The sequence below is a fragment of the Pseudomonas sp. S36 genome (genome assembly GCF_016647875.1).
GTDB lineage: Bacteria > Pseudomonadota > Gammaproteobacteria > Pseudomonadales > Pseudomonadaceae > Aquipseudomonas > Aquipseudomonas parafulva.
This window is the reverse complement of record NZ_JACVVG010000003.1, coordinates 198352-213080: the sequence shown is the minus strand read 5'-3', so window position 1 is coordinate 213080 and position 14729 is coordinate 198352. Positions and strand designations below refer to the sequence as shown.

Below are 14729 nucleotides of genomic sequence, written 5' to 3'. Positions count from 1 at the left end.
CGTAGGAGCGAGCGCAGCTCGCGATGCGCCGCGCGGGCGGCGCTCGATCTCACAGGCGAAAAAACCCTCGAGGCAGGCACCTGTAAGCCTTCACACCCGTCTACCCGCAAACCGGTCGGCGTGGGGGGGCCGGCCATATAAAATCCGAAACCCTGCGCTGCCATCCCAGGCCAAGATCGACTTCCCGCCCCATTGCAGCTAGCCTGCAAACCCTCATCCAGCCCCAGATACCCAACCCATGCCCGTCGGTTTCCCTGAACTGCCATCGCTCAACGCACTACGGGTGTTTGAAGTGGTGGCCCGTCACCTCAACTTTCGCCTCGCGGCCGAAGAAATTGGCGTAACCCAGGCGGCCGTTGCCCAGCAGGTGCGTGGGCTGGAGGCCACCCTGCAGGTACGCCTGTTCGAGCGGTTGCCACGCGGGCTCGGGCTGACCGATGCAGGGCGTGCCTATAGCCACAGCGTGCGCAGCGCCCTGGCCATGATCGACGATGCAACACGGTCGCTGCGACCGGCGGCCTTGCACCTTACGGTCAGCGTGACCCCTACGTTCGCCTCCAAATGGCTGATCCCACGGTTGGGCCAGCTTGCAGAGCTACACCCTGGGATTGACCTGCGGGTACTGGCCACCGACCGGCTTTCACATTTTCATACCGATGGCGTGGACCTGGCGGCGCGCTACGGTCGTCCGCCATTTGGCCCTGGGCTGGAAACCCTGCTGCTGATGGAGCAGCCCATCGTTGCCGTGGTGAGCCCGGGGTTGCTGAGCGAAAACGGGCCGCCAGAGACGTTTGCCGCGTTGCAACGCTACGTGGCATTGCACGATGCGCATGACTTCTGGCCTTCGTTTTGCGCCGCGGCATTTCCGGGCCACCCGCCGGCCGCGGCCCGATCAGTACGTTTCAACCAGACCTCGCTGGCTATCGAGGCGGCGGTGGGCGGGCAGGGCATCGCGTTGGCAAGTTACGCGTTTGTCTGCGACGACATTGCCGCCGGCAGGCTGGCGTTGGCGCTGCCCCAGCAACTGCAGCTGGACAAAGCGTTCTATCTGGTCTGGCCGCGCAAGGGCCGGCCTCACCCTACGTTGCAGGCGGTGATCGACTGGTTGCAAACCGAAGCAGGCGATAGAAAATCTACTGCCTAGCCCAGTGCCGGCTGCCTACCTGCACCTTGGTATCGCTGCTACCGTGAGTTCACGCATTTCCCGCGAACCACTGGAGGCAATATGGCAACTGAAAAGGTAGCGATCATCACGGCAGGCGGTAGCGGCATGGGCGCAGCGGCAGCCCGCCGGCTTGCCGCCGACGGTTTCAAGGTCGGCATCCTGTCCTCATCTGGCAAAGGCGAGGTATTGGCTGAGGAGCTGAATGGCTTCGGCATCACTGGCAGCAACCAGTCGGTAGGTGACCTCCAGCGCCTTGTCGAGGGAGTGGTCCGCAAGTGGGGCCGCATCGATGTACTGGTCAACAGTGCCGGCCATGGCCCCCGGGGGCCGATATTGGACATCAGTGATGACGACTGGCACCTGGGCATGGACACCTACCTGCTCAATGTGATCCGCCCCACGCGGCTGGTGACACCGGTAATGCAGCGTCAGCAAAGCGGGGTCATCATCAATATCTCCAGCGCCTGGGCCTTCGAACCCAGTGACCTGTTCCCCACCTCGGCGGTGATGCGCGCAGGCCTGGCTGCCTTCAGCAAGATCTACGCCGACACCTACGCCGCTGACAACATTCGCATCAACAATGTGCTGCCCGGCTGGATCGACAGCTTGCCGGCCACCGAGCAGCGCCGCGAGAGCGTACCGCTCCAGCGGTACGGCAGCAGCGATGAGATCGCCGCCACGGTCGGGTTCCTGGCCAGCGACGGCGCCGCCTATATAACAGGCCAGAACATCAGGGTGGATGGCGGGCTTACCCGCAGCGTCTGAAACTGCCGTTGAACGATGCGTCAGGGCCAGCCACTACCGTAGGTCAGGGCAACCGGCAATCGGGCGCCAAATTGCATGAGTGTGCTTGATGCTTTCTCATAGCAGGACTAATACTAAGGTACTGCCGGAGAGGGACGATCATGCAGACGCGCTTCGTTGTGGTTCCCGCTGTACCGTTGATACGAGAAATACACCCACGACGCATCGGCTTTCCATCCGCACTGGGGCAAGGGTATGACCTCTACGATACCCAGGACAAAATACGGCTGAGCCTGAACCTGCCCACCCGCGCGCAGGCGGAGTACGAGTGCACGTGCCGCAATGGCTGTGTGGAGGCCGAGGGCCGAACCGGCAGCGACTGAAGGCTGCCGGGGGCCGTAGATCAGGCCAGGTAACGGTGGTAGTAGTCCAGGGTTGCCAGGTTCTTGTCCTTGCATTCGAACATGATGTCGAACCATTGGGTGAACTGCAGCGCGTAGCGGTTGGTCCAGTCGTTCCACATCATTGCGCTGTGCGCATACAGGTCGCGCTTGTTCACCTGCGCCAGCAACTCATCCATCACCAGTTTGCGCTCGGCGGTGAAGCCCAATGCCTGCAGGTGCTCAGGGGGTTGCGAGTAGTGCATCGTGGGGCGCACACCGCGCCAGCTGTCGATCACCCGCGCCACCCGTGGGTCGGCGGGGTCGATGTAATCGCCCTCGTGGATCCAGCAGTGGTGGATATCCAGCACCACCGGTGCCAGGTCGGCCAGTGCCAGGCAGTCGTCCAGGCCATAGGTTTTTTCGTCATTCTCGAACGTGATCACGTTGCGTGACACCTGGGACAGGCGCGGCCATACATGCCGGATGCCTTCACCCCCCAGGCGGCCTGCAATGTGGATATTGCATTTGAAGTCCTGGAATACCTTGCCGTAGCCCATCATGCGGATCATGTCCGCGTGGTATTCGAACTCGGCCAGGCTGTTCTCCACCACCTCCGGGCGATCCGAGCCCAGTACGCAGTACTGGCCAGGATGGAACGACAGCCGAATATCCTGCTGACGCGCCAGGGCGCCGATCGCCGCAAACCGCTCAGCCATCAGCCCCTGAAAATCGGCTTCCTGGTACACATGCGCCACGCTGGGGTGGCTGTACAACGGCAACAGGTCACTGCTCAGCCGCAACATGCGCAGGGCAGGGGGCAGCTCGCTGACATAGGCCAGCAGCCGAAGCTGGGCGTCGAGGTTGTGCTGCACCAGTTCGAGCAGTTTGGCGCGGGCCGCCTCCTGGCTGGCCCCGCTGACCCAACGCAAGGTGGTGGTACGCGGGTTGAACGTGCGTTCGATGGTTTCCAGCGCCTTCACCGCCAGGCTGCGGTGAGGGTGCCGGTACATGCAGGCAAAGCCCAGGCGTGACATGGGGATGCTCCAGAGGGCCCAGCCCGTTCAGATCAGTTTGTCCAGCGTGATGGGGAACTCACGCACACGTTTGCCGGTGGCATGGTAGATGGCATTGGCCACCGCTGCCGCCACACCCACCACGCCGATTTCACCCACCCCCTTGGAACCCAGCGCGTTGACCACGCGGTCGTCTTCCTCGACGAAGATGACGTCGATGTCGCCGATGTCGGCGTTCACCGGCACATGGTACTCAGCCAGGTTGTGGTTAAGGATGCGCCCCAGGGCATGGTCGGTCTGGCTTTCTTCATGCAGCGCCATGCCTATGCCCCAGACAACGCCACCGAGTATCTGGCTGCGTGCGGTCTTTGGGTTGACAACGCGCCCGGCCGCCACCGCGCTGACCACTCGGGTAACGCGGACCGTGCCCAGGTCGTCGTCCACCTGCACCTCCACGAACACGGCCGAGTGGGTAGCGGTTGAGTAGGGCTTGCGCTTGTCGTCCGGGTTGGCTTCGACCTGCACCTCCAGGCATTGCTGAGCGTCCACGGCCAGCAGTTCAGCCAACGGGACTGAATGCTTGCCGGCCTTCACCTGGCCGTTTTCAAGGGTGAAAGCGGTATCCGCTTCGCTTGCCAACTCAGGCCGCTGCTGGCGGGCACGCTCGATCAGCCGTTCGCGTAACGTGAGGCACGCCTGGCGTACCGCAGAGCCAACCGACGACACGGTGAACGAGCCCCCTTGCAACGGCGCGGTAGGCAACGAGGAATCGCCCAGTTTGAAGGTTACGTTACCTACGTCGATACCCGCGGCGTCGGCCGCAATCTGGGTCATCACCGTGTACGTACCCGTGCCGATGTCAGTGGTCGCACTGCTGACAGTCAGGTGCCCGGCGCTGTCCAGGCTGGCCTTGGCACTGGCCTTCATCTGCATGGCCTCCCACACACCACCCGCCATGCCCCAGCCGATGCGCTGGTTACCGTCGCGCATGGACCCGGGCGTGGCCTGCCGCCGGGCCCAGCCAAAGCGCTCGGCACCCTGCTCATAGCAGGCAAGCAGCTCCTTGCTCGAGTAGGGCTTGCCTTCGTTGGCATTGTGGCTGGCGAAGTTGCGCTTGCGCAGTTCCACCGGGTCCAGCCCGGCGGCACTGGCCAGTTCGTCCATCGCGCACTCCAACGCCAGTACCCCGGAGCCTGCGCCTGGGGCGCGCATGTCCAGGGGTGTGTAGACATCCAGCGGCGCCAGGCGGTAGCTCAACGCCACGTTGTCACACTGGTACAACATGCCGCTCCATTCCACCAGGTGTTCGGTGAAGTCTTCGAAGCGCGATGTCTGGCCGATGGCATCGTGCCCGATGGCGACCAGGGCTCGGCGTTTATCCACGCCCAGGCGCAGGCGTTGCTGGGTGCGTGGACGATAGCCGAAAGTGAACATTTGCTGGCGCGTGAGGGTGAGACGCACCGAGCGCTTGAGGTGCAGCGCAGCCATCACCGCCAGGGGCAGCTGGTACTGCGGGCGCAGGCCGGAGCCGAACGCGCCGCCGACAAAAGCCGCTTTGATCCGTAGCTTGTCTTTGGGCAGCCCGAAGATATTGTGCAGGTATTCCTGGCAATTCTGCGTGCCCTGGGTTTTGTCGTGGATGACCAGGCTGCCGTCGGCCTGATAGCACACCGTCGAGGCGTGGGGCTCCATGGGGTTGTGATGCTCGTTGGCGGTCAGGTAGGTCACGTCCACCTTGGCATCGGCCCCCGCGAAATGCCCTGCAAAATCACCGCGAGGTTCTGGTGTTTCGGCGGGGGCTTCGTGGGTTTGCTCAAGCGCAGCGAGCAAGTCGGATTGATGCGCTTCCTGGCTGTACTCAATGGTCACAAGTGAGCCGGCGTAGCGGGCCAGCTCCAGGGTATCTGCAATCACCAGCGCCAGCGGCTGGCCGCTGTACAGTACGCGATCATTGAACAATGGGCGGAAGGGCGAGCCTTCGGCGGCGTCGTCGTCGCTGTAGTCGTCATCGTAGCTGGACACGTGCGGGCGGTTGGTATGGTCCAGCACGGCGATCACGCCTGGCACTTGCAGGGCCTTTTCGCTGTTCACCTTCACCACCCGACCACGGGCGATGGTGCTGGACACCACGCTGGCATGCAGCAGGCCTTCTTGCGGGTAATCGGCGGCATAACGGGCCTGGCCGGTGACTTTGGCCGCGCCGTCCACGCGGTCCATGGGTGTTCCCACGACACTGTTCATTGCATACCCCCCTGGCTGTTGTCGGCTGCGCAGGCCTCGCTCAGTGCGCGGATAATGGTGCTGCGCGCAAGCGGCACTTTGAAGCCGTTCTGGGCAAGCGGTTTCGCCGCCTGCAGCAGGGCATCGGCAGCGTGAGTGAACAGCTCGGTACTAGCGGGTTTGCCCTGCAACAGGGCTTCCACTGACGGGTCTCGCCATGGCTTGTGTGCGACACCACCCAACGCCAGGCGCGCCTCGCGAATAACCCCGTTCTCGATCTGCAACGCAGCCGCCACCGACACAAGGGCGAAGGCATAGGAAGCCCGGTCACGCACCTTGATATAGCGGCAGTGCACTGCAAACGGTTCAGCGGGCAGCTCGATGCCGGTGATCAGCTCATCCTGGGCGAGCTGGTTGTCACGCTGCGGCGTGTCCCCAGGCAGGCGATGGAAATCGGCAAACGGTATTTGCCGCGCCCCTGCGGGCCCGTGAACGTGCACAACTGCCGCGAGTGCGGCCAGTGCCACGCACATGTCCGAAGGGTGTGTGGCTACGCAGTCGTCACTGGCGCCGAGGATGGCGTGCATACGATTGAGGCCTTGGCGCGCGGGGCACCCGCTGCCTGGCTCGCGTTTGTTGCAAGGGGTACCAGTGTCGTAGAAGTAATAGCAACGGGTGCGTTGCAGCAGGTTGCCGCCGGTGCTGGCCATGTTGCGCAGCTGCGGGGACGCGCCGGCCAGAATGGCCTGGGCCAGCAAGGGGTAGCGCGCTTCGACAAACGGGTGCCAGGCCAGGTCGGCATTGCTGACCAGCGCGCCGATCATTACGCCACCTTCGGGGGTTTCCTCGATCGCCTTCAGGGCCAGGCCCGTGATGTCGATCAGGTGTTCAGGGCGCTCGACGTTTTCCTTCATCAGGTCGACCAGGTTGGTGCCCCCGGCAATGAAGCGTGATGACGGGCCTGCAAGGCTCACGGCCTCATCGAGTGACGCCGGCTTGTGATAGCTGAAAGGGGTCATGGGCGTGCCCCTTTGATCAAGGGCAAGGCTTCTTCCACCGCAGCAACGATGTTGCTGTAGGCGCCGCAGCGGCACAGGTTGCCGCTCATCAGTTCACGGATGTCATCGCGGTTGTGGGCTCGCCCTTCATTGGCAAGGCCCACCGCCGAGCAGATCTGCCCTGGTGTGCAATACCCGCACTGGAACGCATCCTGAGTGATGAAGGCTTGCTGCATGGGGTGCAAGCGGTCGCCGTCGGCCAGGCCTTCGATAGTGACCAGCTCGGCACCTTCACACATCACCGCCAAGGTCAGACAGGCGTTGATGCGCTTGCCATCGCGCAGCACCGTGCAGGCGCCACACTGGCCGTGGTCGCAGCCTTTCTTGGTGCCGGCCAGGTCCAGCTGTTCGCGCAGCAGGTCGAGCAGGGTGGTCCAGGGGTATACGGTCAGCGCCTTGTGCTCACCGTTGATGGTCATCTGCAAAGGGCGCTGTAGGGCGCTCTGGTCAGGGGTTGCGGTCATGGTGCAGGTCCTCACGGGTCGGGTGCGCACAGTGGTCTGTGTCTTAGTGCTGCGACTTGCGTGGGGCCAGGAACGTTCAGCCTGTATGCCCAGGCGCAGTTATTTTTGCCCGTGAGTACTGTGGTTTGCCTTTTATGCAGCGGCAGTTGGGTGGGTCAGGTCACCACTTGGTAGCAAGGCACGTACGCCGCCCCACCGGGTAACTTCATCCGGTGCTGGTCGACAAACGCCTGCAGCAAACGCCCCAGCGGGTCCAGCACGGCGCTGTCGCCGCGGATCTGGTAGGGCCCGTGCTCCTCGATCAGGCGGATCCCTTTGTCCTTCACATTACCCGCCACAATGCCGGAAAACGCCCGGCGCAGGTTCGCCGCCAGTTCGTGCGGCGGCAGGTCGCGGCGCAGCGCAAGGTCGGCCATTGCCTGGTGCGTGGGATCGAACGGCCGCTGGAAGCTTTCTTCGATCTTGAGCAGCCAGTTGAAGTGGAACGCATCGTTACGTTCACGGCGGAACTGCTTCACCTGCTTGAGCCCCTCCACCATGTGCCGGGCTACCTCTGCCGGGTCGTCGATGATGATCTGGTAGAACCGGTGCGCTGCCTCGCCCAGGGTCGCGCCGACAAACGCATGCAATTGCTGCAGGTAGGGCTCGGCGCTACGGGGCCCGGTCAGTACCACAGGGAACGGTACATCCTGGTTGTCCGGGTGCATGAGGATGCCCAGCAGGTAGAGGAACTCCTCCGCCGTGCCCGCACCGCCCGGGAAAATGATGATGCCGTGGCCGACACGCACAAACGCTTCAAGGCGTTTTTCGATATCTGGCAGGATGACCAGCTCGTTGACGATCGGGTTAGGCGCCTCGGCGGCGATGATGCCCGGCTCGGTCAGGCCCAGGTAACGGCTGCCCGGCATGCGCTGCTTGGCATGTGCGATGGTGGCGCCCTTCATGGGGCCCTTCATCACACCCGGGCCGCAGCCGGTGCAGATATCCAGCTTGCGCAGGCCCAGCTCGTGGCCGACCTTCTTGGTGTACTGGTATTCCTCGGTGCTGATCGAGTGGCCACCCCAGCACACCACCATCTTCGGTTCCACGCCCGGGCGCAGGGTGCGGGCGTTGCGCAGCAGGTGGAAGACATAATCGGTAATGCCCTGGGAGCTTTCCAGGTCGATGCGCTGGCTGGCCAGCTCGCTCTCGGTGTAGACGATGTCGCGCAGGGCGCTGAACAGCATTTCACGGGTGCTGGCGATCATCTCGCCATCGACGAACGCGTCGGCGGGCGCGTTCAGTAGCTCCAGGCGTACGCCACGGTCCTGCTGGTGGATACGCACTTCGAAGTCCTGGTAGGCCTCGAGGATGGTCTTGGCATTGTCGACATGGGCGCCGGTGTTGAGGATGGCCAGGGCGCACTGGCGGAACAAGGTGTAGAGGCTGCCGGAGCCGGCTTCGCTCAGTTGCTGCACTTCACGTTGTGACAGCGTCTCCAGGCTGCCTTTGGGGCTGACGGATGCATTGATGACATGGCGTTGAGGCATCTAAGTCTTTCCTGTGCGGGTAAAACATCCTTCTTTGACAACACCATACCGAGAAATGTGGGCGGCAACGAGGGGGGTAGAAAAAAAGCCTCCAAATGGCCCATTACCCCAGCAGCTTCAGCACGCCGAGTGTGATGCCCAGGCCGCCGACCAGCAGCCACAGGTTCAGGATCGCCCCGGTAATCAGTGCTCGCGGCCCTGCCTGGCGGATCTGATCGATACGCGTCTCCATGCCCAGGGCAGTCATGGCCATGGTCAACGCGAAGGTGTCCAACCCATTTACGGCCTGGGTGAAGCTTGCCGGCAGTACCTGCAGCGAGTTCACCACCACCAGTGCGAGGAAACCAAAGGCGAACCACGGCACGTTGATGCGGCCTTTGCCCTGGGCCAGCCCGGCCTGGCGTGTGCGGTTCACCCACACACCCACCAGCGGCAGCACCGGCACCAGCATCATGACCCGGGTCATCTTCACGATCGTGGCAATATAGGTAGCCTGCGGGCTGATGTTGCTGGCTGCTCCCACCACTTGCGCCACTTCGTGGAGTGTGCCGCCCACCCACAGCCCGGCGGCCAGGGTATCAAGGTGCAGCCAGCCGCTGTTGACCAGCACCGGGTACAGCAGCATTGACACGGTACCGAACAGCACCACGCTGCCCACCGCCATGGCACTTTTGTGTGGGGCACTGCGCAGCGCCGACTCGAATGCCAGCACTGCCGCAGCGCCGCAGATCGCGCTGCCTGCGGCCGTGAGCAGGGCTGTGTCGCGGTCCAGCCCCAGCAGCCGGGTGCCGCACCACAGGCCGATCAACAGTGTGCTACCCACCACCAGTACAGACACCAGCAGCCCTGGCCAACCCACCTGAGCGATCTCCTGCAGGCTTACCCGCAGCCCGAACAGGGCGACGGCGATACGCAGCAGGCCGCGTGCAGAAAAGTTCACACCTGCAGCCCAGCTGGCCGGCAGCCCCTCGCGCAACGCATTGCCATACAGCGCACCCGCAACAATGCCGATGATCAGCGGGCTGATACCAAGGCCGGCGATGAAGGGCATGGCGGCCAGTTGGGTGACGGCGAGGGCGAAGAGTGCCACGAACAGCACACCGTTGAGCCGGCCGCGGGTGGTCAGTACCGGGGTTGCCGCCGAGGGGGTGGAAGACGTGATCATGGCATTCACCTGGCAGGGGATAAGACAGGGCCACGATAATCTGGTTATAAGCTTATAAAAAATCGTAATTTGAAATGGCAAATATCTCCACAGCTGATACTTTACTTTCATGACACCAGAACAGCTTATAACCTTCGCCACCGTCGCCCAGTACGGCAATATCAGCCACGCGGCGCAGGCACTACATCTGTCCCAGCCCGCCGTGTCGGGGCAGCTGAAGGTGCTGCAGGAGACCTTTGGCGAGCCTCTGTATCAACGGGCGGGCCGCGGGGTAAAGCTCACTGACGCCGGCCTGCAGTTGCTCGCACACGCCACACGCCTGCGCGACACCTACCGCCAGGCCCAGGCGCTGCGGGAAGCCATGCGCGGGCTGGAGCGGGGCACCTTGCGCATCGGTGCCAGTACCACGCCAGCCAGCTACCTGCTGCCCTATCTGATTGCCGACTTCCAGGCGCGCTACCCTGACGTGCTCATCACCACCACCCAGGGCAACACTGCCGAGATTCTGGCAGCGCTGGACAGCGTAGACATCGCCATGATCGAGGGCCCGGCTGGCCAGGCATTGCCCGTGGGCACCGAGGTCACAGCGTGGCGAGAAGACGAGATTGTCGCCATCGTGCCTAGCGGCCACCCGCTGGCTGGCACGGCTTCGCAAACCATGGCAGCACTGGGGGCTTACCCGCTGGTGCTGCGCGAGGGTGGCTCCGGGGTGCGGCAGATCGTAGAGCGGGCCTTCGCCCGCAGTGGGGTGGCGATGCGAGTGGCCCTGGAGATTGCGGGGGTAGAAGGGGTGAAGGAGGCGGTGCGTGCGGGCATGGGCATTGGCTTTGTATCGGCCATGTCGATCCGGCACGAGGATGGCGCCTTGTGCAGAATACCCATCGCGCCACAGGCGCTGGTCAGGCGCTTTTCAATCCTGATGCCCCATGCTGCCAGCCCATCACGGGTGGCGGCGCGGTTTTACGAGCTCTGTATCGGGCTGCAGGAACCGGATGCGCGTTGAAGGGGCTCACGGCGCATCAGTACTGTTTTTTCTAGGCGGCACCGGGTCGACCCCGCCTGGGTTTAGCGGATGGCACCGCAGCAGCCTAAGCAGCGTCAACCAGCTGCCCCGCCCAGCGCCGTGCACCCGTAGGGCCTCGATGGCGTAGTGTGAACAGGAAGGGTAGAACCGACAGCGCGGCCCAAGCAGAGGGCTGATGATCAGCTGGTAGCCGCGGATCAGAGCGACGAGTGCCAGACGTGGCCACTGTTTCATATCACGCTCCTGGCGCAGGGGCGCAGTCGGGCGCCTTGCGCAGTGTCTTCGATGCCGAAGCCTGCCGCCAGCAGTTCGGCGCGCAACGCATCGGCGGTGGCGTAGTCCCCGGCGCGCCGTGCGCGCTCGCGGGCCAGCAGTGTTGCCTCAAGGTACTGCCGGTGGCGGTGAGTGGCTGAGTCATATTCTGTGTGGGGCGCCAGTTGCGTCAATGCCTGCTCCGGCGCTTGCTGCAGCAGGCCCAGCAGCCGGGCGGAGGCGACCAGCCTGGCAGCCAGCTGCGAACGCGAGTGTGCGCTGGTGGCATTGTCCAGCGCTGCGCGCAATGCATGCAGACGCGCCAATGCCTTGGCCACCCCTAGGTCATTGTTCAGTGCGGCGAGCACCTGTGGGTCTGGACCGACAGGCGATGGGAGGGCGACGGCACAGGCCTGCTGCAACGACCTGTAGAAGTTGGTCAGCGTTTGCACTGCCATCTGCAACCGGTGCGCGTTCCAGTCCAGTGGGCGTCGATAATGGGTTGAAAGCAGCGCTAGCCTGATGGCTTCGCCGGGCGCTTGTTTCAGTAAGTCCCGCACCAGCAACACGTTACCCAGGGATTTGGACATTTTCTGCCCATCCACCGTAACAAAGCTGTTGTGCACCCACATTCCGCAATACAGCGCACCGTGCGCGCAGGTGCCCTGTGCGATCTCGTTCTCGTGGTGAGGGAAGATCAGGTCCTGCCCACCGCCGTGAATATCGATGGTGTGGCCCAGGTGTCGCCCGATCATGGCGGAGCACTCCACGTGCCAGCCTGGCCGGCCTCGGCCCCAAGGGCTGCCCCAGCCGGGCATGGACGCCGGGGAGGGCTTCCACAGCACGAAGTCGAGCGGGTCACGCTTGTAGGGGGCCACTTCCACGCGGGCGCCAGCCAACATGTCTTGCGGGCGGCGGCCCGACAGTTGGCCGTAAGCCGCGTAGGAGGGCACGTGAAACAACACATGCCCTTGAGCCACATAAGCATGGCCACGTTCGATCAGCGTTTCCACCAGTTCGATGATATCCGGTATGTGATCGGTAACGCGTGGCTCGAGGTCCGGTGCGGCGACGCCCAGCGCACGCATGTCGTCGTGGTAGGCCTCGATGTAGCGCCCGGTGATCGCCGAAATGGGCAGCCCGCAGGCGTGCGCGGCTGCGTTGATCTTGTCGTCCACGTCTGTGAAGTTGCGGGCGTAAACAACCTGGCCATACCCCTGGCGCAATACCCTGGCCAGCACGTCGAAGACGATGGCTGGCCTGGCGTTGCCAATGTGGGCGTAGTTATAAACCGTTGGCCCGCATACATACAGGGTGACCCGGTCCGGGTCTTGAGGGGTAAGCGGTTCCTTGCGGCGAGTAAGGGTGTTGTGCAACTGGATGATCGACGTCATGGGTTCAAGCCTTGGCTGCTACCGGGCAGGCCCTGGTGCCTGCTCTTTCTGAGCAGAGGGCTGGGTACAGAAAACGATATAAGTGTTATAACGTAACATTATCGTGCGTACCAGAGAAACCATGGTGTGGAAGCAGTATGGACAGACGTAGCCTTTTGAAATTTTTACTGGCGGGGCTGGCCCTTCCCGCTTCGCTGCAGGTCTATGCAGCACAGCGCCTGCGAAATGTTGAAATTGTGCGTTCACCAGGCGTCACCAAGCTGGTACTGAGCCTTGATGGCCCGGCGGTCGCGAACAGTTTCAGCCTGCAATCGCCTCCTCGGGTGGTCATCGACCTGCACAATACACAGCTCGGCGCGCCATTGGCTGCCTTGAACCTGCACGACACACCGGTGGTCGCGATTCGTAGCGGCACAACCTCGTTTGGCGACCTGCGGATCGTGCTGGACCTTGCCGGGCCAGGTATTCAGGGTGAGTTGCATCATCGCGGGGGCAGGCTGGAGCTGTGGTTGCCAACGGGCACTGACAAGCGCCTTGCGCCCCTCGCAGCCCCGGCTACCGCGCTGGCCTCGCGTGGCCGTGAACGCGACTTGCTGGTGGTAATCGATGCCGGGCACGGCGGTAAAGACCCAGGCGCCGTGGGTGCCCGGGGTGAGCAGGAAAAGCGCGTGGCGTTGGACATCGCCAAGCGCCTGGCCAGGCGGGTGGACGCGCAGAAGGGCTACAAGGCCCGGCTGGTGCGCAGCGATGACGTGTTCATCCCCCTGCGTAAACGTGCCGAGGTGGCGCAGCGGCTGAATGCCGACCTGTTCATTTCGATCCATGCCGACGCGGCGCCCAGGCTTACCGCCTCAGGGGCCTCGGTGTTCGCCCTTTCACAGGGCGGCGCCAGCTCCTCGATGGCGCGCTGGATGGCAGCACGTGAAAACGGTGCGGATGCGGTGGGGGGAGGGCTGGCGGTGAAGCTGCAACAGGATGACCCCATGGTCGCCGGGGTGCTCCTGGACATGGCGATGAATGCAACGATCTCCACCAGCCTGGACCTTGGCCATGCTGTGCTCGAACAACTGGGCGGTATCGCCCGCCTGCATCAGGCGCGGGTGGAGCAGGCAGGCTTTGCCGTGCTGAAGTCGGCTGCTGTGCCGTCGATACTGGTGGAAACCGGCTTCATCTCCAACCCAACCGACTGCCAGCGGCTGCATGACAGCCGGCACCAGGACAAGATCACCCAGGCGATCTTGGCGGGTATAGAAGGCTACTTCCGGACCCGGCCACCGCCAGGCAGCCTGATAGCGGCGATGTACAGCAACGTGGGGTGACGTGATAGCCCGTCATGGGCCGTTGTACTGAACCTTGTAGGCTTTGGGCGTGACCCCGAGGTGGCGTTGAAACACCCGCCTCATGTTGTCCTCCGAGGTGAACCCGCACTGCGCTGCCACACGCTTTAGTGCGGCTTCGCCGTCTGCCAACAGGCGCCGCGCCCGTTCAAGCCGCGCCCGTTCGATAAACGCCGCAGGCGTGCTGTTGGTTTCCCGCTGAAACACGCGCCTGAGATTGCGGCTGCTCATGTTCGCGCGATTGGCCAGTACTTCCAGCGTCAAGGGCTGGTCCAGGTGCTGGAGTATCCAGAGTTGCAGTGCCTTGACGCCGGCATGCGGGGTCATCTGGCTGCCCAGGTGCTGGCTGAACTGGGATTGCCCGCCAGGCCGTTTCAGGTACACCACCAGTTCCCGGGCAACACTCAGTGCAAGCGGCTGGCCCAGGTCCTGTTCGACCAGCGCAAGGCTCAGGTCGATGGCCGCTGTCACGCCGGCACAGGTCCAGATCCGCCCTTGCTGGATGAAGATGGCATCGGCATTGACCTGGACCGCCGGGAAATCTGCCGCGAGCCTGCTGGCCACGCTCCAGTGTGTGGTGGCCTGCAGGGTGTCGAGCACGCCCGCCTGGGCCAGGAAAAAGGCCCCCGAACACACGCCTACCAACCGCTCGACCTGGTGGGCGGCATGCCTGCACCAGTCCACGATCAAGCGATGCTGCTGCACCGCCGTGTCTATATCCCGGGCACCCACGATCAGCGCCGTGTGCGGCTTCAGGCTGTCGCGCAGGCCCTCGGCCTGCATGTGCACCAGGGTATCGGACTGGACCGCGCCGCCGCTTGGCGCTACCAGATGAAGCGCATAGTGCGGTGCGATACCGTTGGCGGCCAGTTGCGCGTTGGCATAATTGAAAACAGTGAGGGCGCCGATCGCTTCAAGCGCCTTGAAACCTGGGTAGATGACGATGTGTACGCGACGTGTGCCGCTGCAGGTGGGAGTCAT

At 63.5% G+C, this 14729-nt stretch carries 14 protein-coding genes; 5 read left to right on the top strand and 9 right to left on the bottom strand.

What is annotated here, in order from left to right; all coding sequences use genetic code 11:
• Positions 1–238 precede the first annotated feature (238 nt).
• From IAE36_RS03065 to IAE36_RS03055, 3 genes are all read left to right on the top strand, one after another.
• A complete protein-coding gene (locus IAE36_RS03065) occupies positions 239–1144 on the top strand; it encodes a LysR substrate-binding domain-containing protein (RefSeq protein WP_201210106.1) in 906 nt (301 codons plus the stop codon).
• Positions 1145–1225: 81 nt separating this feature from the next.
• Entirely contained in the window at positions 1226–1930 is a 705-nt protein-coding gene (locus tag IAE36_RS03060; RefSeq protein WP_201210104.1) for an SDR family oxidoreductase, read from the top strand.
• 140 nt (positions 1931–2070) lie between these two features.
• Entirely contained in the window at positions 2071–2292 is a 222-nt protein-coding gene (locus IAE36_RS03055; RefSeq protein ID WP_201210102.1) for a hypothetical protein, read from the top strand.
• Positions 2293–2312: 20 nt separating this feature from the next.
• Here IAE36_RS03055 and uvsE read toward each other — a convergent pair whose 3' ends face one another.
• The 6 genes from uvsE to IAE36_RS03025 all read right to left on the bottom strand — a co-directional run bounded on the left by uvsE (position 2313) and on the right by IAE36_RS03025 (position 9741).
• Entirely contained in the window at positions 2313–3326 is a 1014-nt protein-coding gene (uvsE, locus tag IAE36_RS03050; protein ID WP_201210100.1) for a UV DNA damage repair endonuclease UvsE, read from the bottom strand.
• A gap of 27 nt (positions 3327–3353) precedes the next feature.
• Positions 3354–5546 carry a xanthine dehydrogenase family protein molybdopterin-binding subunit gene (locus tag IAE36_RS03045; RefSeq protein WP_201210099.1) on the bottom strand — a complete coding sequence of 731 codons (2193 nt, stop codon included), beginning with the start codon at positions 5544–5546 and terminating at the stop codon, positions 3354–3356.
• Complete coding sequence (locus IAE36_RS03040; RefSeq protein WP_201210098.1) at positions 5543–6544, bottom strand: FAD binding domain-containing protein; 1002 nt, start codon at positions 6542–6544, stop codon at positions 5543–5545. Before IAE36_RS03040 ends, IAE36_RS03045 begins: the two co-directional genes overlap by 4 nt.
• Entirely contained in the window at positions 6541–7047 is a 507-nt protein-coding gene (locus IAE36_RS03035) for a (2Fe-2S)-binding protein (RefSeq protein WP_201210097.1), read from the bottom strand. Before IAE36_RS03035 ends, IAE36_RS03040 begins: the two co-directional genes overlap by 4 nt.
• Positions 7048–7202: 155 nt before the next feature.
• Positions 7203–8576 (bottom strand): nucleotide 5'-monophosphate nucleosidase PpnN, encoded by a 1374-nt coding sequence (gene ppnN, locus IAE36_RS03030; RefSeq protein ID WP_028633765.1) that lies wholly within the window; start codon positions 8574–8576, stop codon positions 7203–7205.
• Positions 8577–8679: 103 nt separating this feature from the next.
• A complete protein-coding gene (locus IAE36_RS03025) occupies positions 8680–9741 on the bottom strand; it encodes a YeiH family protein (RefSeq protein ID WP_201210096.1) in 1062 nt (353 codons plus the stop codon).
• A gap of 109 nt (positions 9742–9850) precedes the next feature.
• Between IAE36_RS03025 and IAE36_RS03020 the strand changes: the two genes are divergently transcribed.
• On the top strand, positions 9851–10744 hold the full coding sequence (locus tag IAE36_RS03020; protein ID WP_201210095.1) for a LysR family transcriptional regulator: 894 nt from the start codon (positions 9851–9853) through the stop codon (positions 10742–10744).
• Between the two features lie 6 nt (positions 10745–10750).
• Here IAE36_RS03020 and yidD read toward each other — a convergent pair whose 3' ends face one another.
• Together yidD and cysS are read right to left on the bottom strand one after the other, a co-directional pair.
• Complete coding sequence (yidD, locus tag IAE36_RS03015; protein ID WP_201210094.1) at positions 10751–10999, bottom strand: membrane protein insertion efficiency factor YidD; 249 nt, start codon at positions 10997–10999, stop codon at positions 10751–10753.
• Positions 10996–12411 (bottom strand): cysteine--tRNA ligase, encoded by a 1416-nt coding sequence (cysS, locus tag IAE36_RS03010; RefSeq protein ID WP_201210093.1) that lies wholly within the window; start codon positions 12409–12411, stop codon positions 10996–10998. The genes yidD and cysS overlap by 4 nt, the downstream gene beginning before the upstream one ends.
• A gap of 137 nt (positions 12412–12548) precedes the next feature.
• Between cysS and IAE36_RS03005 the strand changes: the two genes are divergently transcribed.
• Positions 12549–13730: an N-acetylmuramoyl-L-alanine amidase gene (locus IAE36_RS03005; RefSeq protein WP_201210091.1), complete on the top strand. Its 1182-nt coding sequence runs from the start codon at positions 12549–12551 to the stop codon at positions 13728–13730.
• 12 nt (positions 13731–13742) lie between these two features.
• Here IAE36_RS03005 and IAE36_RS03000 read toward each other — a convergent pair whose 3' ends face one another.
• Positions 13743–14729 (bottom strand): GlxA family transcriptional regulator, encoded by a 987-nt coding sequence (locus tag IAE36_RS03000; RefSeq protein ID WP_201210089.1) that lies wholly within the window; start codon positions 14727–14729, stop codon positions 13743–13745.

Excerpts from the sequence above, each read along its gene's own strand:
- uvsE (WP_201210100.1), bottom strand. The coding sequence starts at position 3,326 with ATGTCACGCCTGGGCTTTGCCTGCATGTACCGGCACCCTCACCGCAGC.
- IAE36_RS03035 (WP_201210097.1), bottom strand. The coding sequence starts at position 7,047 with ATGACCGCAACCCCTGACCAGAGCGCCCTACAGCGCCCTTTGCAGATG.
- IAE36_RS03040 (WP_201210098.1), bottom strand. The coding sequence starts at position 6,544 with ATGACCCCTTTCAGCTATCACAAGCCGGCGTCACTCGATGAGGCCGTG.
- IAE36_RS03000 (WP_201210089.1), bottom strand. The coding sequence starts at position 14,729 with ATGACTCCCACCTGCAGCGGCACACGTCGCGTACACATCGTCATCTAC.
- ppnN (WP_028633765.1), bottom strand. The coding sequence starts at position 8,576 with ATGCCTCAACGCCATGTCATCAATGCATCCGTCAGCCCCAAAGGCAGC.
- cysS (WP_201210093.1), bottom strand. The coding sequence starts at position 12,411 with ATGACGTCGATCATCCAGTTGCACAACACCCTTACTCGCCGCAAGGAA.
- IAE36_RS03020 (WP_201210095.1), top strand. The coding sequence starts at position 9,851 with ATGACACCAGAACAGCTTATAACCTTCGCCACCGTCGCCCAGTACGGC.
- IAE36_RS03065 (WP_201210106.1), top strand. The coding sequence starts at position 239 with ATGCCCGTCGGTTTCCCTGAACTGCCATCGCTCAACGCACTACGGGTG.
- IAE36_RS03025 (WP_201210096.1), bottom strand. The coding sequence starts at position 9,741 with ATGATCACGTCTTCCACCCCCTCGGCGGCAACCCCGGTACTGACCACC.
- IAE36_RS03055 (WP_201210102.1), top strand. The coding sequence starts at position 2,071 with ATGCAGACGCGCTTCGTTGTGGTTCCCGCTGTACCGTTGATACGAGAA.
- IAE36_RS03005 (WP_201210091.1), top strand. The coding sequence starts at position 12,549 with ATGGACAGACGTAGCCTTTTGAAATTTTTACTGGCGGGGCTGGCCCTT.
- yidD (WP_201210094.1), bottom strand. The coding sequence starts at position 10,999 with ATGAAACAGTGGCCACGTCTGGCACTCGTCGCTCTGATCCGCGGCTAC.
- IAE36_RS03045 (WP_201210099.1), bottom strand. The coding sequence starts at position 5,546 with ATGAACAGTGTCGTGGGAACACCCATGGACCGCGTGGACGGCGCGGCC.
- IAE36_RS03060 (WP_201210104.1), top strand. The coding sequence starts at position 1,226 with ATGGCAACTGAAAAGGTAGCGATCATCACGGCAGGCGGTAGCGGCATG.